Annotated in this window: 21 protein-coding genes; 8 read left to right on the top strand and 13 right to left on the bottom strand. The window is 58.9% G+C overall.

The features are described from left to right. Positions 1 to 64 precede the first annotated feature (64 nt). Positions 65 to 1213: a MalY/PatB family protein gene (locus tag ACJ8J1_RS05560; RefSeq protein WP_033643363.1), complete on the top strand. Its 1149-nt coding sequence runs from the start codon at positions 65 to 67 to the stop codon at positions 1211 to 1213. On the opposite strand, the gene ACJ8J1_RS05555 is transcribed toward ACJ8J1_RS05560, so the two are convergent. Next, positions 1210 to 1776 (bottom strand): VOC family protein, encoded by a 567-nt coding sequence (locus tag ACJ8J1_RS05555; protein ID WP_033643364.1) that lies wholly within the window; start codon positions 1774 to 1776, stop codon positions 1210 to 1212. The two genes, ACJ8J1_RS05560 and ACJ8J1_RS05555, sit on opposite strands and share 4 nt — an antisense overlap. 475 nt (positions 1777 to 2251) lie before the next feature. Then, on the bottom strand, positions 2252 to 2410 hold the full coding sequence (locus tag ACJ8J1_RS05550) for a hypothetical protein (protein WP_154219869.1): 159 nt from the start codon (positions 2408 to 2410) through the stop codon (positions 2252 to 2254). A gap of 200 nt (positions 2411 to 2610) precedes the next feature. Here ACJ8J1_RS05550 and argS point away from each other — a divergent pair, with 200 nt between their 5' ends. Next, entirely contained in the window at positions 2611 to 4341 is a 1731-nt protein-coding gene (argS, locus tag ACJ8J1_RS05545) for an arginine--tRNA ligase (protein WP_033643365.1), read from the top strand. A gap of 66 nt (positions 4342 to 4407) precedes the next feature. Here the strand turns inward: argS and murJ are convergent, their stop codons facing one another. The 4 genes from murJ to rimJ form a co-directional block, all read right to left on the bottom strand. Beyond that, positions 4408 to 5943 (bottom strand): murein biosynthesis integral membrane protein MurJ, encoded by a 1536-nt coding sequence (gene murJ, locus ACJ8J1_RS05540; RefSeq protein WP_033643367.1) that lies wholly within the window; start codon positions 5941 to 5943, stop codon positions 4408 to 4410. 106 nt (positions 5944 to 6049) lie between these two features. Next, complete coding sequence (locus ACJ8J1_RS05535) at positions 6050 to 6970, bottom strand: Gfo/Idh/MocA family protein (protein ID WP_033643368.1); 921 nt, start codon at positions 6968 to 6970, stop codon at positions 6050 to 6052. Continuing rightward, positions 6963 to 7607: a YceH family protein gene (locus ACJ8J1_RS05530; RefSeq protein WP_033643369.1), complete on the bottom strand. Its 645-nt coding sequence runs from the start codon at positions 7605 to 7607 to the stop codon at positions 6963 to 6965. Before ACJ8J1_RS05530 ends, ACJ8J1_RS05535 begins: the two co-directional genes overlap by 8 nt. Before the next feature lie 9 nt (positions 7608 to 7616). Continuing rightward, entirely contained in the window at positions 7617 to 8201 is a 585-nt protein-coding gene (gene rimJ / locus ACJ8J1_RS05525; protein ID WP_033644290.1) for a ribosomal protein S5-alanine N-acetyltransferase, read from the bottom strand. Positions 8202 to 8547: 346 nt separating this feature from the next. On the opposite strand from rimJ, the gene mdtH reads away from it, so the two are divergent. From mdtH to ACJ8J1_RS05500, 5 genes are all read left to right on the top strand, one after another. Further along, positions 8548 to 9753 (top strand): multidrug efflux MFS transporter MdtH, encoded by a 1206-nt coding sequence (gene mdtH, locus ACJ8J1_RS05520; protein ID WP_033643370.1) that lies wholly within the window; start codon positions 8548 to 8550, stop codon positions 9751 to 9753. Positions 9754 to 9826: 73 nt separating this feature from the next. Further along, positions 9827 to 10075 (top strand): hypothetical protein, encoded by a 249-nt coding sequence (locus ACJ8J1_RS05515; RefSeq protein ID WP_033643371.1) that lies wholly within the window; start codon positions 9827 to 9829, stop codon positions 10073 to 10075. 127 nt (positions 10076 to 10202) lie between these two features. Continuing rightward, positions 10203 to 10850 carry a glutaredoxin 2 gene (gene grxB, locus ACJ8J1_RS05510; protein WP_033643372.1) on the top strand — a complete coding sequence of 216 codons (648 nt, stop codon included), beginning with the start codon at positions 10203 to 10205 and terminating at the stop codon, positions 10848 to 10850. A gap of 34 nt (positions 10851 to 10884) precedes the next feature. Beyond that, entirely contained in the window at positions 10885 to 12525 is a 1641-nt protein-coding gene (locus ACJ8J1_RS05505; protein WP_033643373.1) for an ABC1 kinase family protein, read from the top strand. Between the two features lie 152 nt (positions 12526 to 12677). Then, complete coding sequence (locus tag ACJ8J1_RS05500) at positions 12678 to 13241, top strand: lipoprotein (protein ID WP_016927416.1); 564 nt, start codon at positions 12678 to 12680, stop codon at positions 13239 to 13241. 57 nt (positions 13242 to 13298) lie between these two features. Here the strand turns inward: ACJ8J1_RS05500 and yebF are convergent, their stop codons facing one another. From yebF to cspE, 5 genes are all read right to left on the bottom strand, one after another. Further along, on the bottom strand, positions 13299 to 13658 hold the full coding sequence (gene yebF, locus ACJ8J1_RS05495) for a protein YebF (protein ID WP_033643374.1): 360 nt from the start codon (positions 13656 to 13658) through the stop codon (positions 13299 to 13301). A gap of 70 nt (positions 13659 to 13728) precedes the next feature. Continuing rightward, positions 13729 to 14037, bottom strand: a complete 309-nt coding sequence (gene yqfB / locus ACJ8J1_RS05490) for a N(4)-acetylcytidine aminohydrolase (protein WP_004927562.1) — start codon at positions 14035 to 14037, stop codon at positions 13729 to 13731. 39 nt (positions 14038 to 14076) lie between these two features. After that, entirely contained in the window at positions 14077 to 14400 is a 324-nt protein-coding gene (locus ACJ8J1_RS05485; RefSeq protein WP_033643375.1) for a YebG family protein, read from the bottom strand. Between the two features lie 88 nt (positions 14401 to 14488). After that, the gene (dbpA, locus tag ACJ8J1_RS05480) at positions 14489 to 15871 is read right to left on the bottom strand and encodes an ATP-dependent RNA helicase DbpA (protein ID WP_033643376.1); all 1383 of its coding nucleotides are present in this window, start codon (positions 15869 to 15871) and stop codon (positions 14489 to 14491) included. Positions 15872 to 16018: 147 nt separating this feature from the next. Beyond that, positions 16019 to 16228 (bottom strand): transcription antiterminator/RNA stability regulator CspE, encoded by a 210-nt coding sequence (gene cspE, locus ACJ8J1_RS05475; protein WP_004927572.1) that lies wholly within the window; start codon positions 16226 to 16228, stop codon positions 16019 to 16021. A 246-nt stretch (positions 16229 to 16474) separates the two neighbouring features. On the opposite strand from cspE, the gene purT reads away from it, so the two are divergent. Further along, positions 16475 to 17653 (top strand): formate-dependent phosphoribosylglycinamide formyltransferase, encoded by a 1179-nt coding sequence (purT, locus tag ACJ8J1_RS05470; RefSeq protein WP_033643377.1) that lies wholly within the window; start codon positions 16475 to 16477, stop codon positions 17651 to 17653. Between the two features lie 34 nt (positions 17654 to 17687). On the opposite strand, the gene ACJ8J1_RS05465 is transcribed toward purT, so the two are convergent. Continuing rightward, the gene (locus ACJ8J1_RS05465; RefSeq protein ID WP_033643378.1) at positions 17688 to 17927 is read right to left on the bottom strand and encodes a YoaH family protein; all 240 of its coding nucleotides are present in this window, start codon (positions 17925 to 17927) and stop codon (positions 17688 to 17690) included. Positions 17928 to 17997: 70 nt separating this feature from the next. Continuing rightward, positions 17998 to 18999, bottom strand: coding sequence for a glycosyltransferase (locus tag ACJ8J1_RS05460; RefSeq protein ID WP_033643379.1), 1002 nt, complete (start codon positions 18997 to 18999; stop codon positions 17998 to 18000). Positions 19000 to 19224 lie beyond the last annotated feature (225 nt).

The raw sequence follows: 19224 nt of genomic DNA, 5'->3' as shown, positions 1-19224 counted from the left end.
TGTTCATTTCTTCATTTCTCACGTAGGCTCATGCTTAGGCATAAACCGGCTCAGGGTTGTAACTATGGCATTCAATTTTGATCAATGGGTAGACCGCAGTCACAGTGACAGCGTTAAGTGGGATAAATATCGCGACAGCGACATCATTCCGCTGTGGGTCGCCGACAGCGACTTCGCCTCCCCGCCGGCGGTCATCGACGCCTTGCAGCGGCGCGTGGCGCACGGCGTGTTCGGCTACACGCACCCATCCCCCGATCTTCTTGAGGTTTTTACCCGCCGCATGGTAGAGCGCTACCGCTGGCACATCAAGCCTGAATGGATCCTTTTCCTGCCCGGCCTGGTGTGCGGCCTGAACCTGTGCGTGCGCGCCTTCACCGAAGAACATCAGAGCACGCTCGCGCCCAGCCCCATTTATCCGCCATTTCGCAAAGCGGCCAAATTCGCCGGGCGCAAGCACCTCTCGGTACCGCTGGCGGCAACAGGCCAACGTTGGGTGCTGGATTTTTCCGCGCTGCATGGGCAGCTCAGCGGCAATGAGAAGCTCCTGCTGCTGTGCAACCCGCAAAATCCCGGAGGCACCGTTTATCGTCGAGAAGAGCTGTCGCAGCACCATCAGTTCGCCCGCGAGCACGATTTAATCGTCTGTTCGGATGAAATCCACTGCGAATTGCTGCTTGAACCCGGCGCACGGCATATTCCTTTCGCCACCCTGAACGAAGACGCGGCCCAACGCAGCGTGACGCTGATGTCGCCGTCAAAGGCGTTTAATCTCGCCGGGCTGGGCGCCTCGATAGCGATCGTCCCTAATGAGGCGCTGCGACAAAAGCTGAAACGCGCGCGCAGCGGCATCGTGCCGGAGGTCAATCTGCTGGCGCTGGTCGCCGCCCAGGCGGCCTATCAATACGGGCAACCCTGGCTGGACGAGCAGTTGATTTATCTGCGCGCCAATCGCGATCGGGTGACAGAGCGCATCAACGCCATGCCGGGATTGAAGTTGTTGCCGATTGAAGCCACCTATTTGGCCTGGATCGACTGCGGCGCGTTGCCGGTGGACAATCCGCATCAGTTCTTCGAGCGCGCGGGCGTTGGATTAAGCGCCGGTTTGGATTTCGGCGATCGGCGCTTTGTACGACTGAACTTCGGTTGCCGGCGGGCTCTGCTCGATGAAGCGCTCGATCGCATGGCGCGGGCCTGCGCCACGCTGTTCGACTAGCCTTGCTCGCTGGCGACAATGTCTCGAATTGAGTAAGGATGAAACTTGATCGTGACCGTTCCATCGGTGATGGCCAGCGTCGGGTTCGGCAACCGCTCGCCCTCGCCTTTTGGCGAGCTTTGCTTCAGTTTGATCCCCGGCGCCAGCAACGCTTCATCAGCGAGATGGCTCAGCGCGCGGGCGTGCAACGTCTGCGGATCGCCGCTCAGCACTAGCTCGACATGTTCCCACCCTTCATGCGGATACCGTTTCTCCCCGGGATACGGCAGCTCGACGCAATCTATCCGCCACGGCCCCACGGCCAGCGGCTGCTGTAAATCAAACAGACAGATAGGCCGCCCGTTGATCATCGATTCGGACAACAGTGTCCCGCACTGCATCAATCCCTGGCGCCAGCGTTCGGCGGTAGCGTTCTGGTGACAGCGCAAGGAAATGTGATCGGCGGTAAACGAGGACAGGTCAAGCTGCAATCTGGCGGCGAATTGTTGCAACGCCTGCTCGAAACGCGGCAGGTCGAGCCTCAGATCGTCAAGCTCGGCAATGGCCTGCAAGGGATTGGTCATAGAAACCTCAAAACAACGAGCGCAAAGTTAAAGGCCGTAATTTACACGGTGGCGACGGCGCTCGCCAGAGTGGCGAGATTTTTCAGCGGCAGTACAGCATAATTTTCGGTTCTGGATGGGGGACGAAAAACCCAGCGCTTATTGAGATGGCAGCTTATTAATTCGGCAATTAAATAAAAAATAGGATTTTTCGCAGGCCATTATATCATTTCCTTATGACAGTAAGATTTAAGTTATTTTGCACAAAACCCTCCGCCACCTGCGGGCTAAATCGATTGATTTTTTTCGCTTAATCAAACCTCACCCACTTATATAAGTCACACAAAAAATGAAGTTTAACCAATTGTAAACAAAGAGAATGCAGCGCAAAAAATGATGGAAAACTAAGGATTATCTTAATTTAATGCCGGGCAATTGATTCACCCACTCAACTCGGCTACTTTGGGGGAAATTTAAATTAGAGATGATCATTATGTTATTGCTGACGATATCCTTGGTGTTGATAATTATCGCCGTATACGCCATCTACCGTCATTTTAAATCTCGCAGCACCAATACGCTGGATTCCGGTCGCCGCAATAAAAAACGCTAGCCCCTCATTTTTTCCACCGTATATCTTCTCTCGGTTGTCCATCTTTTATCCCCACGGCAATAACGCGCGCCTCCGCAACTGTTTCATCGCTGCGGTCGCGCCAACTGCTGACGGGCTCCCTCAGATCGGTTACAATTGCAGGCTGTTTTGTGGAGGTCGCCGCCGCCCGCGCGCCGTTGGCCACCACCGTTGAATCCCTCGGGGGCTGGTTTCGGCCCCTCGTTCGTCATTAAGGTAACCCGGTGAATATTCAGGTTCTTCTTTCAGATAAAGTCAGCCAGGCGCTGATCGCCGCTGGCGCGCCAGCGGATTGCGAAGCGCAGGTCCGCCCATCCGCCAAGGCGCAGTTTGGTGATTACCAGGCCAACGGCGTGATGTCAGTCGCCAAAAAGCTGGGCATGCCGCCCCGTCAGCTGGCGGAAAAAGTGGTGCAACTGCTGGATCTCGGCGACGTCGCCAGTAAAGTGGAAATCGCCGGCCCCGGCTTTATCAATATCTTCCTGAACAGCGACTGGGTCGCCCGCCAGGCCGACCAGGTGCTGAACGCACCGAAATTGGGCATTGCGCCGGTTGAACCGCAAACCATCGTTATCGACTATTCCGCGCCGAACGTGGCGAAAGAAATGCACGTCGGCCACCTGCGCTCCACCATCATCGGCGACGCCGCAGCGCGTACTCAGGAGTTTCTGGGCCATAAAGTGATCCGCGCCAACCACGTCGGCGACTGGGGCACCCAGTTCGGCATGCTGATTGCCTACCTGGAAAAAATGCAGAATGAAAACGCCAGCGATATGGGCTTGTCCGATCTCGAGCAGTTCTACCGCGAAGCCAAGAAGCATTACGATGAAGACGCCGAGTTCGCCGAGCGCGCACGCGCTTACGTCGTGAAGCTGCAGGGCGGCGATCAATACTGCCTGAAAATGTGGCGCAAGCTGGTCGACATCACCATGGCGCAAAACCAGCTGACCTATAACCGCCTGAACGTCACGCTGACCGAAGACGACGTGATGGGCGAAAGCCTGTATAACGCGATGCTGCCGGGCATCGTCGCCGATCTGAAAGCCAAAGGGCTGGCGGTGGAAAGCGAAGGCGCCACCGTGGTGTTCCTCGACGAATACCAGAACAAGGACGGCGACCCGATGGGCGTCATCATCCAGAAAAAGGATGGCGGCTACCTCTATACCACCACCGATATCGCCTGCGCCAAGTATCGCTACGAGACCCTGGGCGCCAATCGCGTGCTGTATTACATCGATTCCCGCCAGCATCAGCACCTGATGCAGGCCTGGACCATCGTGCGCAAAGCCGGTTATGTGCCGGAGTCCGTCTCGCTGGAACATCACATGTTCGGCATGATGCTGGGCAAAGACGGCAAGCCGTTCAAAACCCGCTCAGGCGGCACCGTGAAGCTCTCCGATCTGCTGGATGAAGCCATCGAACGTGCCGAGCAGTTGATCGCCGGCAAAAACCCGGACATGCCGGAAGACGAAATGAAGACCATCGCTCGCGTGGTCGGTATCGGCGCAGTGAAATACGCCGATCTGTCGAAAAGCCGCACCACCGACTATGTTTTCGACTGGGATAACATGCTGGCCTTCGAAGGCAATACCGCGCCTTACATGCAATACGCCTATACCCGTGTGGCATCGGTATTCAAACGCGCCGGGATCGACGAAAGCAGCCTGACGCTGCCGCTGATCCTGACCGAAGAGCGTGAAATTGCGCTGGCCACTCGCCTGCTGCAGTTCGAAGAGGTGCTCACCGCCGTCGCGCGTGAAGGCACGCCGCACGTCATGTGCAGCTACCTGTACGATCTGGCCGGCTTGTTCTCCGGCTTCTACGAGCACTGCCAGATCCTCAACGCCGACAGCGAAGAAGCCCGTCAGAGCCGCCTGAAGCTGGCGCTGCTGACCGCCAAAACGCTGAAAACCGGCCTGGATACGCTGGGCATCGAAACCGTCGAGCGCATGTAAACCGCGCCGCGCGGAAAAGCAAAAAGGTCGCCGTGGCGACCTTTTTTTTTTACGCTTTCACTCGGCTCAGACGACCCGGCGCGCGAAATCACGCGGGCGGAAACCCAACCCGGCCAGCACGCCGAAGTAGGCTACCACACCGGCCACCACCACCGCCGCCAAGCGCAGCAAACGCTCCAGCATGTTGCCCTGATCCCAGGCCGGCATCAGCCACATCAAGCCAATCAGCACGGCCGACATCACCAGTACGGCAATCACCAGCTTGGTGAGGAACAGCGCCCAACCCGGCTGTGGCTGGAAGATTTTCTGCTTGCGCAGCTGCCAATACAGCAGCGCGGCGTTCAGGCAGGCCGCCAAACCGATCGACAGCGCCAGGCCGGCATGCTTCAGCGGACCGATAAACGCCAGGTTCATCACCTGCGTCATGATCAGCGTAATGATGGCGATCTTGACGGGCGTTTTGATGTCCTGACGCGAATAAAAGCCCGGCGCCAGCACCTTAACCACGATCAGCCCCATCAGCCCCACCGAGTAAGCCACCAGCGCACGTTGCGTCATCGCCGCGTCAAAGGCGCTGAACTTGCCGTACTGGAACAGTGAGACGGTCAACGGTTTGGCCAAAATACCCAGCGCGATGGCGCTCGGCAGCGCCAGCAGGAAGCACAGGCGCAGCCCCCAATCCATCAGGCGCGAATACTCGTCGTGGTTGCCGCTCGAGAAGCTTTTGGCCAGCGACGGCAGCAGGATGGTGCCCAATGCCACGCCCAGCACGCCGGAAGGAAACTCCATCAGGCGGTCGGCATAGTACATCCAGGACACCGAGCCGGACACCAGGAACGATGCGAAGATTGTGTTGATGATCAGCGAGATTTGGCTGACCGACACCCCAAGGATCGCCGGCCCCATCTGGCGCATCACCCGCCAGACCCCGGCGTCGCCCAATTTGATGCGCGGCAGCACCAGCATGCCGATCTTGCGCAGGTGCGGCAGCTGATAGCCCAGTTGCAGCACGCCGCCGACCACCACCGCCCACGCCAGCGCCAGCACCGGCGGGTGGAAATACGGCGCGGCGAACAGCGCGAAGCCGATCATGCTGACGTTAAGCAGCGTTGGCGCAAAGGCCGGGATCGAGAAACGGTTCCAGGTATTGAGGATCGCCCCCACCAGCGAGGCCAGCGAAATCAATAGAATATAGGGGAAGGTAATGCGCAGCAGCGCCGACGTCAGCGCAAACTTGTCGGGCGTATCGGTAAAGCCCGGCGCAGTGATATAGATCACCCAGGGCGCGGCCAGCATCCCCAGCACCGTCACCACCGCCAGCACCAACGTCAACAGCCCGGAGACATAGGCGATAAAGGTGCGCGTCGCTTCCTCGCCCTGCTGGCTCTTATATTCCGCCAGGATCGGCACGAAAGCCTGCGAAAATGCGCCTTCGGCAAAGATACGACGCAGCAGGTTAGGAAGTTTGAACGCCACGAAGAAGGCGTCCGTTGCCATGCCGGCCCCGAACACGCGCGCGACGATCGCATCGCGGGCAAAGCCCAACACCCGCGAAAACATCGTCATCGAGCTGACGGCAGCCAATGATTTGAGTAGGTTCATGTGGTTGTCTGATAGGTACCGTAAATATCAACGCCTGCAACAGCAGGCGTCAGTGAAACAATCGGCTCAGTTTACGCATCCGGAAAAGAATAGCTACCGCCATATGTTACATAGAGTTATCGCGTAACAAACGCTCGACCACCCGCTGCGCAACCAGCGCCTGCTCGCCGCCGGTTTCCGGCGCGCTCTGATTGGCGACGGCGCAGAGGAAATGCCGCACAGCCCCGTCGAAACCGCGTTGCACCAGCGTGCTTTGCCAACCCGGCACCGGCTGTTCCAACTCGCCCTGCGCATCTTCGCGCAGCCAGTGGCGCATATCGGTCAACTGATACCGCGCGCCGTCTGTCACCGCCTGCACGCTTTCGCGCTGGCTGCCGCCGCGGCGATGCATACTGGTCGTCACCAGCGTATCGCCACAGGCGAAGTGGTGCTCGGCGTACAGCATCTCGCCTGCAGCGTTGGCGCGCACGCTGCCGCTCAGCAGTTGCTCGCCTCCGCCCGCCAGCCACAGGGCGGTGTCCACCACGTGCAGGTAATCATCCAACAGGGTAAAACGCAGATCGTGAGGGCCGACGCTGTCCGCCCGATGTTTATCCATGCGAATGGAGGCGGGCTGATTCATTTGCTGCTTGAGTTGGCGGTAAAGCGGCGCGAAACGGCGGTTGAACCCCACCATCAGCGTTTTGCCCCGCCGCTCGGCCAGCTCAAGCAACTGCTCGCCCTGCTCCAGCGTTTCCGCCAGCGGCTTATCGACGTAAACATGTACGCCACGGTTAAGCAGCTCGCCAATGACCGAAAAATGGCTGGCGGTGCTGCTGTGGACAAAGACCGCATCGCACTGTTCGGCCAAGCTGTCCAGCCGAGGGAAACAGGCCATGCGGTAGCTGTCGCACAGCGGCTGCGCTTTCTGTTGATTAGGCGAGAAGCCGCCCACCAGCGTCCAGTCCGCCGCCTGACTGAGGATCGGCAGGTAGGCCTTCTGCGCGATGCTGCCCAGCCCCACCACGCCCACGCGCAATTTAGTCATGCGTTTCCCTCGCCAACAGTTGCTGCACCTGCCGTTTCAGCTCCGCCACGTCGTTTTCCAACGCGCTGACCCTGGCGCTCAATTCACCGTCGATCTCCGACTCGAGCGCCGGCGGCGCCTCATCGATTGGCCCGCTGAACAGATGCATGAAGCGGCTTTCGCGCTTGCCCGGCTCGCGCGCCAGGCGCACCACGAACGGGCCGTCTTCGCGCGTGGTCAACTGCTGCAGCACCTGTTCGACCTCGCTGACATCGCTGAACTCGTGCATTCGGTTGGTGCGCGTGCGCAGCTCGCCCGGCGTTTGCGCGCCGCGCAGCAGTAAGGTGGCGATCACCGCCAGTTCGGCGGGAGAGAGCTTCAGCTGGCCAAACTCGGAATTGCAAAACCGCTGCTCGTATTTCACGATCCGATTGCCGAACCCGCTGAGGGTGCGCAGGAAATGTTTGCGCAGCAACAGATCGAGGAGTTGCTGCACCTCGCTTTCGCTCAGATCCATCACCGGCTCGCGGTTGGTCTTTTGGTTACAGGCCAGGGTAATGGCGTTAAGCGAAAGCGGGTATTGGTCCGGCGTCGTCACCTGTTTTTCCAACAGGCAGCCGATGACCCGGGCCTCTTTGGCGTTCAATTCACATTTCATCGTTTGGCCTCAACGTGGGGGTAGCCACTCTTTATTGGTGTATGCCGTCAAAACGTGGTCTTGCCACTTGCCGTCGATCAGCAGGTAATCTTTGGCGTAACCTTCGCGTTCGAATCCCAGACGCGTCAGCAATGCGCCGCTGCGCTGGTTATGCGGCATATAGTTGGCCATGATGCGGTGCATGCGCTGTTGGCGCAGCATATAGCGGATGGCGGACTGCAAGGCTTCGAACATCAACCCCTGCCCCTGCCATTTCTCCCCCAGCGAATAACCGAGGAAGCAGGCGTGAAACGAACCGCGCAACACGTTGCTGAAGTTCGCCACGCCGCGGACTTCCTGCTCTTCCGGATCGAGCAGGATAAAATAGTAGGCGCTGCCCTGCTTTTGCATTTCAGCGATCATCCCCAGGCGCGCCTGCCAGCCGGACGGATAACAATGGCTTTCATCGCGCACCGGCTCCCAGGGTTTGAGAAAGGTCCGGTTCTCGGCATAATAGTCCGCCAGACGATAGGCGTCCCGTTCATGCACTAAACGGACCACCATCCGGTCGGTAGTAAGACGTACTTTTGGCGATGCAGAGCGGTAGCCGAACATCATTTCCCCCGCGGTCAAAACGGTTCGATAAGAAGTATTTATTAGGAAGCGTCGTGGATAATTATCCGACGCCGATCTGAGGCCATGACTTTATGTTGCCAATAGCGCCTCAGAACCGCGCTCCCTTGCATTCAATATAACCGTAGGCCGCCCCCGAGGTAAAATACCGGCCGCTCAGTAAATCGCCGAATACGCGTTTTACGGCGTTTTTCCGCCAATTTTGCAGTTCAGGTAACACCTTGACGATAAAAAAATATTATCTACTCCGCCCCTGTCGCCGTCCGCCAATTGGGTAGAGAATGGTGGAGTTGCCTTCCCCCTCTCTCTTAATTGCTCATGGTGATGCATGTCTCTGGTGTCGCAAGCGCGCAGCTTGGGTAAATATTTTCTGTTGCTCGACAACCTGCTGGTGGTTTTAGGCTTCTTTGTCGTGTTCCCGCTTATTTCGATCCGCTTCGTCGATCAGCTGGGATGGGCGGCGCTGATCGTCGGCATCGCGCTGGGTTTGCGTCAGTTGCTGCAACAAGGGCTCGGCATCTTTGGCGGCGCGGTCGCCGACCGCTTTGGCGCCAAGCCGATGATCGTCACCGGCATGCTGCTGCGCGCCGCCGGTTTCGCCACCATGGCGATGGCCGATGCGCCGTGGATCCTGTGGTTCTCCTGCGCGCTGTCCGCCCTCGGCGGCACGCTGTTCGATCCGCCGCGCACCGCTTTGGTGATCAAACTGACCCGTCCGCACGAACGCGGCCGCTTTTTCTCGCTGTTGATGATGCAGGACAGCGCCGGCGCGGTAGTCGGCGCGCTGATCGGCAGTTGGCTGCTGCAATACGATTTCCACTTTGTCTGCTGGGTCGGGGCGGCGATCTTCGTGCTGGCCGCCGGCTGGAACGCCTGGTTACTGCCGGCTTATCGCATCTCCACCGTGCGCGTGCCGATGAAAGAAGGCATGTTGCGGGTCGTGCGCGATCGCCGCTTCCTCACCTATGTCCTGACGCTGACCGGCTACTATATGCTGGCGGTACAGGTGATGCTGATGCTGCCGATCGTGGTCAATGAAATTGCCGGCTCACCGGCGGCGGTGAAATGGATGTACGCGATCGAAGCGGCGCTGTCGCTGTCGCTGCTCTATCCGCTGGCGCGTTGGGGTGAAAAACATTTTCGGCTTGAACAACGCCTGATGGCGGGCCTGCTGCTGATGACGCTCAGCCTGCTGCCGATCGGCCTTGCCAGCAGCCTGCAAGGCGTGTTCACGCTGATCTGCTGTTTCTATCTGGGTTCGATCATCGCCGAGCCGGCGCGCGAAACGCTCAGCGCGTCACTGGCCGATCCGCGGGCGCGCGGCAGCTACATGGGCTTCAGCCGCCTCGGGCTGGCGTTGGGCGGTGCGTTGGGATATACCGGCGGCGGTTGGATGTACGATACCGGGCGGATGATGAACATGCCGGAGCTGCCCTGGCTGCTGCTCGGCGCCGTCGGCTTCGCCACGCTGCTGGCGCTGTACTGGCAATTCAGCCCGCGGCGCAACGCGTCGGTGATACTGCGCGGCGGCTAACGCCATAGAAATCCGGCCGAATCGGCAACAGCTGCTATCCTGTTAGTAAAAACACCCACAGGAGCCCGTCGGCATGAGCGAAGAAGCCAAATTACCGCAACTACTCGAACATATGATACTGAACTTGCGCATGATTTATGCGCGCTCCACCCTGGTGGAAAAGGCGCTGGCGCATATCCTCGCCAGCGACGCCGGCCTGAAAAACGATATTATCAAACAGCTGCAGGTCGTCACCGCCGCCAACGAACGCGATCAGATCGATTTGGAACAAGCCCGCATTCACCTGATCGATGTGCTCAACTCGGTACCGGTCAAGAAATAGCACCCCTCGCCCGCGCCTGTTGCGCGGGCAATATCGCAATAACGCACCATCCAACACACGCGTTTCAAGACAGCCTCGATAAGCTGTGGTAACTATTGCTGTTAAAACCTGACAACCCGGAGCAAGCATGAAACTGTTCATTTACGATCATTGCCCATTCTGCGTTAAAGCCCGCATTATTTTCGGCCTGAAACATCTGCCGATTCGCCTGGTCACGTTGCTCAACGACGATGAGACGACCCCGTTCAATCTGATTGGCAAAAAAATGGTGCCGATCCTGATCAAAGACGACGGCGAAGCGATGCCGGAAAGCCTGGATATCGTGCGCTATGTCGATGGCTTGGACGGCAAACCGGTGCTGACCGGCCGCACCAACCCTGCCATCGCCGAGTGGTTGCGCCGGGTCGACAGTTATGCGGCAAAATTGCTGTTGCCGCGTATTGCGCATGCCGATTTCGAAGAATTTGCCACCGACAGCGCCCGCCGTTACTTTATCGATAAAAAGCAGGCGTCAATCGGTGATTTCGCCGAGCATCTCGCCAACAGCGCCGATCTGATCGCCGAACTGGAGGCCGACCTGCAAACGCTGTCACCGCTGATCGTCTCCGCCGACGCCGTGAACGGCGAGCTTTCTGAGGACGATATTCATCTGTTCCCGCTGCTGCGCTCATTGTCGATCGTCGCCGGGGTTGCCCTGCCGGACAACGTGGAAGCCTACCGCAACCGCATGGCGCAGCGCAGCGAAGTGCCGTTGCTGCTGGATATGGAACAATAACGTTCGACAGTCACAAAAAGGATATGGCGTACTGATGCTGAAAATGGTGCTCGCCACCGCTCGCGATCGGGCGCGGCTGAAGGAAATTACTTCCGTTCTGATTCGTTATGGTTTGCAAGACGTTCTGCGCCTGCTGGGCCTGGGGGCGTTGCTGCGTGGCGCCCGCAGTGAGCCCGCGCGGCAGAGTGCGCAGCCCCTTCCTCAGCGGCTGCGCGAAGCGCTCGAGGCGCTCGGCCCAACCTTCGTCAAATTCGGCCAGATCCTGGCCACGCGTTCTGACCTGCTGGATCCGGCCTGGACCGACGAACTGGATCGTCTGCACAGCCAGGCGGCGGTGTTGCCATGGGAAATGCTGGCGCCGCAGATCATCGCCGATCTCGGGGATGATCCCGAGCACCTGTTTGCCGAATTCGATCGCACACCGCTGGCCGCGGCGTCGATGGCGCAAATTTACCGCGCGCGCCTGCACAGCGGCGAACAGGTAGTGGTGAAAGTGCTGCGCCCCGGCCTGGCAAAAACCATTCACGCCGATCTGCGGCTGCTGGCCTCGCTGGCGGAAACCGTGGAGCAGCAGAGTCAGGCGCTGGCGCGCTATCGACCACGGCAGATGGTCAGAGCGCTGGCGACGGCGCTCAATCATGAACTGGATTTGACCCATGAAGGGCATAACTGCGATCGCGTCGCCGGCATGTTTGCGCGTGAACCCGACGTGGTCGTGCCGAAAATCTATTGGCAATGGTCTTCCCCGCGTCTGTTAGTGCAGGAATACTTGCCCGGCACCGCGCCGGAGAACCCCCGGCAGTTGGCGGAAGCGGGATTTGACGGCCCGCTGCTGGCGCAGCGCGGCGCCCGTGCCTTTATGAGCATGGTGCTGGAGCACCGGCTGTATCACGCCGATCCGCACCCCGGCAACGTGATGGCGCTGAGCGGCGATCGCGTCGGCTTCATCGACTTTGGCATGGTGGGCCAGCTGTCCGAACGGCGGCGCAACCAGTTGCTCCTGCTGCTGCAGGCCATCGCCGATCGTCAGTCCGAAGGCATCGTCAACACGCTGATCGCCTGGTCGGACAGCGAACCGCTGGATCTGATGGACCTGGAGCTGGCGGCGCAAAACTTTCTCGACAAGCAGGCCGCCGCCACCCTGACGCTCGGCAAAGCCCTCACTGACCTGTTGGTGATGGCGCGTGAGCACCAGCTGGCGCTGCCGCCGGATCTGGTGCTGCTGTTCAAGGCCTTAATCACCGCCGACGGCGTGCTGCACCGGCTGGATCCGGCCTTTGACATCGTCGCCACGCTCAAACCGATGCTGCAACAAACGGTGCTGCAACGCTATGCCCCTGACGCCGTGCGCCAACGACTCTTGGCCCTGGGCGGGGAAGCGCTCGACGCCGGAGAGGAGCTGCCACAAACCCTGCGGCTGTTGGTGCGCCGCCTGAAACGCGGGCAGCTCAATGCCGACATTAACGTCAAGAACCTCGGTCAGTTGAGCAAAGCGCTGGAGCGCAGCGCCGTTACCCTGGCCATCGCCATCGTCACCGCCGCTTTTGCCCTGGGGCTGGCGCCTTATCTGATGCATTCGTCGCTGCGGCTGTGGGGCATTCCGCTGTTCCCGCTGTTGGGAGGCGCAGCCTGCCTGGCCGGCGTGATCCTCTTGGCGCTGCGATTACGGCGCTGACGCTTTCGGCGTTATCCGATAGGTCTCGCCCTGTTTTACGCGCACTATTCCCGCCATACCGCCGCCTGCCGTTTTCACGCGCAGGCGGAGCGTTTATAATGATTAATCAATTATCTGCAGCACTTTTCGCCAGCAGTCGCAATGAGGCATTAATGAAGAAGATCCTGATGGGCGCAGCCGCCCTGCTGTTCGCCGGCGTATTGGCCGGTTGCAATCAACTGACCCAGTACACCCTGAGTGAACAGGAAGTGAATGACTACCTGCAGAAACATAACGACTATCAGAAGCAAATCGGCGTGCCCGGCCTGCTGGACGCCAACATCGTGCTGACTCAGTTGCAAAGCCAGATCGGCCGCAGCGAACCGGGTAAAGTCACCCTTTCCGGCGACGCCAAGGTCAACATCACGTCGATTCTCGGCCCGCAGACCGCTGATCTGAAGCTGACGCTGAAGGCGCAGCCGGTTTATGACCGGGCGCAGGGCGCCATTTTCCTGAAGGACATGGAGCTGACCGATTACAGCGTGCAACCGGAAAAAATGCAGACGGTCATGAAAGCGCTGACGCCGTATCTGAACCAGTCGCTGAAATCCTACTTCGACCAAAAGCCGGCTTATGTGCTGAATCCTGACAACAGCAAAACCGAAGCGCTGGCGAAAAAACTGGCGAAAGGGTTGGAAGTGAAACCGGGTGAATTGGTGATCCCGTTCAGCGACTGACGCCGCCTGAGAACATCAAGCCCGCCGCTCGGCGGGCTTTTTACTGCCGGGAAAGCGTTACTGTGGGGCGCTGTAGGCGATTTCGCCGGTGTTGCAGTTGAGCGTCACGTTGTAGGTTTTATCTGCCTTGGTGCCACGCACCGTCAACGGCACCTGCCATACCTGATCCTTGCCGCTGATGGCATCCGGGCTAACCCAGGCAATCGGCGTTGCGGTACCCAGCAGCTTTTTGTCCGACTCCCAGCGCGTAATGCGGTTCTGCAAGAAGTCGCGCTTGACCTGGGCGGCGATATCCGCCGGCTGCAGGCCCGCACACTGCCCCACCTTGGCGGCGCGCTGTTCGTGATCCTGCGCCCACACCGTCGTCGATGCTCCCATCATGGCCAACAAGGCGATAGCCAAACCCGTTTTTTTCATATGTCCTCCCGTTGTGATTAGCGCTATCCGGGCGCCCATCCCTGGCTCACAACAGGGCTTCGGCAAAGGGTTACCGTTTGACGAACTCAATGACAAACAGCGCATCCAGGCCCGGATAGATTTCCTTGATCACCTGCTTCAGTTCGCCGAGCGACATGTTCTCCTGCTGTGCGTGGCGTTCGGTCAGCGCATCCAGGCGCACCGGCGTTACCGACAGCACTTCGATAAAGCAGAAAAATACGCCGTCCTCATTGCGGCTAACGCGCAATACCTCGCCCGGTTCAAAATGCGATTCACTGGCATCCCGAATGGTGATGGTTTTACGCCCGGCCAGAATGTCTTGCTCAAAGCGGCTGAAGAAAGTTATTTCACGGCTCATTTTAGATCCTTTTTCATCACAACACCGCAACATAAGTCATTATGCCGCCTGCTTTTCTGACGCAGATCCCTCTTTTGGGGTAGAGGCCGCTTTTTTCGCTTTGCTTTCCGCCGGTTTCTTGAGGGTTTCCGCCGGCGATGCGCCGCGCAGAATCAGGCCCAGCGCATCCTTGTTTTCCGCCAGGAAGAAGCTCAGCCCTTCGCGCTGTTCGTCATCCAGGTTCAGCGGCGCCTGCTGCAGCCACTCCCCAAGGTTGTCCGCCAGATCCAGCATTTTGTCGTAGGCGTCGGCTTCTTTCTTGCTCGCGAAAGTCATTTTTTCCTCACCGTTTCTCACCACCACATATTTAACTTCAACCGCCATGCGTGCGTCCTCAAATACTCAAATTACTGTTATTATATACAGTATAAATAGATCGTGGCGGGAAGGCAAACCGCCGCCCGCCCTTGGCTTATTTCAGCAGCCGCACCTTGCAGCTTTTGCCTTTGATTTTGCCCTGCTGCAACTGTTGCAGCGCCTTGCGCGCGCTGGCTTTGCGGATCGCGACATAGGCATGCACCGGGAACATATCGATCTTGCCCACTTCCGCCGCCGTCAGCCCGGCATCACCGGTCAGCGCCCCGAGAATATCGCCGGGACGGATCTTCGCCTTGCGGCCGCCGTCGATGCACAGCGTCACCATTTCCGCCTCCAGCGAGCCGTTGGCCGCCCCGCTCAGCTCGGACACCGGCGACCAGTCGACGCTCATCTGCAGATAGTCTTCAATCGCGTGCGCACGCGCCATTTCCTGCGGCGTGCACAGGCTGATCGCCAACCCGCTCATGCCGGCGCGGCCGGTACGGCCAATACGGTGCACATGCACTTCGGGATCGAACGCCAGCTCGTAGTTGACCACCAGCTCCAGCTCTTTAATATCCAGCCCGCGTGCGGCGACGTCGGTCGCCACCAATACCCGGCAACTGCGGTTGGCGAAACGCACCAACACTTGGTCGCGGTCGCGCTGTTCCAGATCGCCATGCAGCGCCAGCGCACTGATGCCGCGGGCCTCCAGGGCCTCAAGCACCGTCTGACAGTCGCGCTTGGTATTGCAGAACACCACGCAGGACGCGGGTTGATGATAGCGAATGGCCGACACCAGCAGCGCTGGGCGCTGATCGCGCGTGGTCTCATAAAAGCGTTGTTCGATGGAGGTCTGCGCTTCGCCATCGTCCACCTCGACGCTCAGCGGCTGGCGTTGAACGCGCGCGCTGATGCGCTCGATGCCTGCCGGGTACGTGGCGGAAAACAGCAGCGTCTGACGTTGCGGCGGCGTATAGCTGATCACATCGTCGATGTCGTCGGCGAACCCCATGTCCAGCATGCGATCGGCCTCATCCAGCACCAGCACCTTCAGCTCGTCCAGCTGCAGCGTTTTCTTGCGCAGGTGTTCCTGGATACGGCCCGGCGTCCCCACCACGATGTGCGGCGCATGCACCAGCGAATCGAGCTGCGGCCCCATCGGCTGGCCGCCGCACAGCGTCAGGATCTTGATGTTTTGCGTAAAACGCGCCAGGCGACGCAGCTCTTTGCTCACCTGATCGGCCAGCTCGCGGGTGGGACAGAGCACCAGCGCCTGCGTGGCGACCTGACCGACGACGATACTGTTCAGCAGACCAATGCCGAAGGCCGCCGTTTTACCGCTGCCGGTTTTCGCCTTGGCGCGCACGTCCCGCCCTTGCAGGATGGCGGGCAATGCGGCGGCCTGTACCGGCGTCATTTCGGCGTACCCCAGTTCGTTGAGGTTGGCCAACTGTTCGGCTGGCAGCGGCAGGGAAGAAAAAGAAACTGTGCTCACGGCGATAACTCTTATGTGACGAATGGAATGGCGGCGCGCCCGCAGGTAAGCGCCGAATCAGCGGTAAATGATAACAGAGATGGGCGGCGTTACGGGGTGCGGGCATAAAAAAACCCGCCGGCGGCGGGTTTCTTGGCAACGCAGTCGTTAAATCGCAACGACGTTGGCTGCGGCTGGGCCACGTTGGCTGTCCTGGATGGAGAACTCAACCTGCTGGCCTTCAGCCAGGGTCTTGAAACCATCGCTGACGATAGCGGAGAAATGAACGAAAACGTCTTTAGAGCCGTCGGCAGGGGTAATAAAGCCGAAACCTTTGCTTTCGTTGAACCATTTAACGTGACCAGTGATCTTGCTCATTTGTGTTTCCTTTACTTGATAAACCTGCCTTGACGGCACGAGACGCGAAAACCTTTCGATAAGTAGGTCTTCTTTCGCCGTCGGTTATTAACGCACAATCGCTCATACAGGGCAAATATTTCTGTTTTTTATAAAAACAGCCAGTTAGCAACAAAAACGGCGCGGCGGCTGCGCGCGCAATCGTTTTCGTATATACTGCCCGCCGATCATCAATCCGCTTACTTTCACCGATCCAGGTACGAAACTATGTTAACGATTGGAACCGCCCTGCGCCCTTCCGCCACCCGCGTCATGTTGCTCGGCTCAGGCGAGCTGGGTAAAGAAGTCGCCATTGAATGCCAGCGCCTCGGTCTGGAGGTGATCGCCGTCGATCGCTACGCCGATGCGCCGGCCATGCATGTGGCGCACCGCAGCCACGTCATCAATATGCTGGACGGTGACGCGTTGAAAGCCGTCATCGAACACGAGCGGCCGGACTATATCGTTCCCGAAATCGAAGCGATCGCCACCGCCATGTTGGTCGAACTTGAACGCCAGGGCCATCGCGTGGTGCCCTGCGCCGAAGCCACGCGCCTGACCATGAACCGTGAAGGCATCCGCCGACTGGCGGCGGAAGAACTTGGCCTGCCCACCTCCAGCTACCGCTTTGCCGACAGCGAGACGGTCTTCCGTCAGGCGGTCGAGCATATCGGCTACCCGTGCATCGTCAAACCGGTGATGAGCTCTTCCGGCAAAGGCCAGAGCCTGATCCGCACGCCCGAACAGCTGCAAAGCGCCTGGGATTACGCCCAACAGGGCGGCCGTGCCGGCGGTGGCCGGGTGATCGTCGAAGGGCTGGTAAGATTTGATTTTGAAATTACGCTGCTGACCATCAGCGCCGTGGATGGCGTGCATTTCTGTGAGCCGATCGGGCACCGTCAGGAGGATGGGGATTACCGCGAGTCCTGGCAGCCGCAACGCATGTCGGCTACGGCGCTGAGCCGGGCCCAGGCTATCGCCGAGAAAGTGGTGAAGGCCCTGGGGGGCTTCGGGCTGTTCGGCGTGGAGCTGTTCGTTTGTGGCGACGACGTGATCTTCAGCGAAGTGTCGCCACGCCCACACGATACCGGCATGGTCACGTTGATTTCACAGGATCTGTCTGAGTTCGCCCTGCACGTGCGCGCGTTTCTCGGTTTGCCGATCGGCGCTATCCGCCAGTTCGGCCCTTCCGCTTCGGCGGTGATCCTGCCACAGCTCACCAGCACCGATGTACGCTTCAGCGGATTGGAAAACGCGCTGCGCGGGCACAACCAGCTGCGTCTGTTCGGCAAGCCGGAAATCGCCGGCCAGCGCCGCCTGGGTGTAGCGCTGGCGACGGCGGACACCACGGAACTCGCGGTGGAGCTGGCGAAACAGGCCGCCGCCGCCGTAGCGGTCAACCGCTAAAACTGACGGGGCCGCTTGCGCGGCCCCGATAACATCAATAGTCTTCGTCTTCTTCAGCATCGTCATCCCGCGACGCCTCCGGCGCGGCATCCTGCTGTTCGTCTTCGTCATCGAACAGCACCGCGACATGCGCGCCCTGATGCTTCTCACGAATTTCCTGCGCAACGCGAGCAATGGCCTCACCGCTGCTCATGCCCTGTTCCATCAGCTGATGGATGCGATCCGCCGCTTCCTGCTGCTCCGCGTGGCTCAGTAATGGCATACCTGCATGCATGTGTCGTTCTCTCCGGCAAAAGGGAGAAGGAGTATACGCGCTAACGCGGCGGATCCCAACGTCTTGTGCCTCAGGCCGGCTGTGAACAGCCGTTATCGTTGCGCCACTGCTTTAAACGGTGCCGCCACAGCATGACATGCCACCCCTGCTTCACGCCGCGCGCATTGGCGAGCATCGCTCTGTCGATGCCACGTTGGTAAAACTCTTCGGTAATCTGATTCTGAGCGGCCGGATCCGGCTCACGGCGAATGCTGTGGCAAATCCCCAGCGCTTCACGGGTGATCTGCCAATGGAACGCCGGCCGAATGGCGATGGTGCTCGCATAACGCAGGTTGAGCCGCTCCAGCATTTCGACGATTTTCATATAGTGGCGCTGATAATCCACGTTAGCCTTGCCGGTGCGGCGGCGATTGCTGATCGACTTGTCGTGCACCCGTTGGCGGTACAGCGGCGTGCTTAAATATTTGACCCGCTTGGCATTAAACATGACCTCCGTCGTCCAGGGAATATCCTGGTGATGTAAGCCCGGTTCAAAATAGAGCCGATGCTGGCGGATAAAATCGAGACGATATATCGCCAACCACACAACGTGAATAAACTTTCGCGATTTCAACGCGCGTTCGAACCATTGAACGCCAGTGATAACATCAGTGGTGCGTAAACGCTCCTGAGGAAAAATCGGCTGCAATTCGTCCTGGCTGGCAAAATAGCGTTCGCCATTGCATTGCATCACGTCTAATTGGTGCCGTTCGGCCTGCTCGAGCAGCGTGGAATACATTTCCGGCGCCAGCAGATCGTCAGCGTCGGGAAACGCCACGTATTTTCCTCGGGCAACGGCGAGCCCGGCATTACGCGCATTGGAAACGCCGGCGTTCGCCTGATCGATAACCCGAATATGCGGATGCGCCGCCGCATAGCGGTGGGCGACCTCCCCCGAACCGTCGGTGGAACCATCGTTAACGATGATCACCTCCAACCGCTGTTCTCGTTGAGCAAGCAACGAAGCCAGGAAAGGTTCTAACAGTTCTCCCGCATTGTGCATCGGGACGATGACGCTCAGCATTAACGACATAGGCAGCTCTTCAATAATAATGTAACAAAATGATAATTTTATTTTTTTGAAAAATAGAAATCGCTTCAGCGCCCGAGCGAAAATATGACGCGAACATTCACATTTCCGCCGCGAGCCAAATAAGATTCATCTTGTTTGTCTTTTCATGCTTTCTACAAGAAAAGCGTTCCACAACAAGGAATAACTTTCACAAGACGGCCACCTTAAAAAACACAGGCAAAACCG

Source organism: Serratia sp. CY37869 (assembly GCF_052168895.1).
Taxonomy (GTDB): Bacteria; Pseudomonadota; Gammaproteobacteria; order Enterobacterales; family Enterobacteriaceae; genus Serratia; species Serratia ureilytica.
Note: the sequence above shows the minus strand (reverse complement) of the source record. Positions and strands in the feature narration are given on the sequence as shown.

Coding starts and splice junctions, on each gene's coding strand:
- purT (WP_033643377.1), top strand. CDS start 16,475: ATGTTAACGATTGGAACCGCCCTGCGCCCTTCCGCCACCCGCGTCATG.
- ACJ8J1_RS05505 (WP_033643373.1), top strand. CDS start 10,885: ATGCTGAAAATGGTGCTCGCCACCGCTCGCGATCGGGCGCGGCTGAAG.
- cspE (WP_004927572.1), bottom strand. CDS start 16,228: ATGAGCAAGATCACTGGTCACGTTAAATGGTTCAACGAAAGCAAAGGT.
- ACJ8J1_RS05550 (WP_154219869.1), bottom strand. CDS start 2,410: ATGGACAACCGAGAGAAGATATACGGTGGAAAAAATGAGGGGCTAGCG.
- ACJ8J1_RS05485 (WP_033643375.1), bottom strand. CDS start 14,400: ATGGCGGTTGAAGTTAAATATGTGGTGGTGAGAAACGGTGAGGAAAAA.
- ACJ8J1_RS05460 (WP_033643379.1), bottom strand. CDS start 18,999: ATGTCGTTAATGCTGAGCGTCATCGTCCCGATGCACAATGCGGGAGAA.
- murJ (WP_033643367.1), bottom strand. CDS start 5,943: ATGAACCTACTCAAATCATTGGCTGCCGTCAGCTCGATGACGATGTTT.
- ACJ8J1_RS05465 (WP_033643378.1), bottom strand. CDS start 17,927: ATGCATGCAGGTATGCCATTACTGAGCCACGCGGAGCAGCAGGAAGCG.
- grxB (WP_033643372.1), top strand. CDS start 10,203: ATGAAACTGTTCATTTACGATCATTGCCCATTCTGCGTTAAAGCCCGC.
- ACJ8J1_RS05535 (WP_033643368.1), bottom strand. CDS start 6,970: ATGACTAAATTGCGCGTGGGCGTGGTGGGGCTGGGCAGCATCGCGCAG.
- mdtH (WP_033643370.1), top strand. CDS start 8,548: ATGTCTCTGGTGTCGCAAGCGCGCAGCTTGGGTAAATATTTTCTGTTG.
- ACJ8J1_RS05515 (WP_033643371.1), top strand. CDS start 9,827: ATGAGCGAAGAAGCCAAATTACCGCAACTACTCGAACATATGATACTG.
- yebF (WP_033643374.1), bottom strand. CDS start 13,658: ATGAAAAAAACGGGTTTGGCTATCGCCTTGTTGGCCATGATGGGAGCA.
- ACJ8J1_RS05560 (WP_033643363.1), top strand. CDS start 65: ATGGCATTCAATTTTGATCAATGGGTAGACCGCAGTCACAGTGACAGC.
- ACJ8J1_RS05555 (WP_033643364.1), bottom strand. CDS start 1,776: ATGACCAATCCCTTGCAGGCCATTGCCGAGCTTGACGATCTGAGGCTC.
- rimJ (WP_033644290.1), bottom strand. CDS start 8,201: ATGTTCGGCTACCGCTCTGCATCGCCAAAAGTACGTCTTACTACCGAC.
- yqfB (WP_004927562.1), bottom strand. CDS start 14,037: ATGAGCCGTGAAATAACTTTCTTCAGCCGCTTTGAGCAAGACATTCTG.
- ACJ8J1_RS05530 (WP_033643369.1), bottom strand. CDS start 7,607: ATGAAATGTGAATTGAACGCCAAAGAGGCCCGGGTCATCGGCTGCCTG.
- ACJ8J1_RS05500 (WP_016927416.1), top strand. CDS start 12,678: ATGAAGAAGATCCTGATGGGCGCAGCCGCCCTGCTGTTCGCCGGCGTA.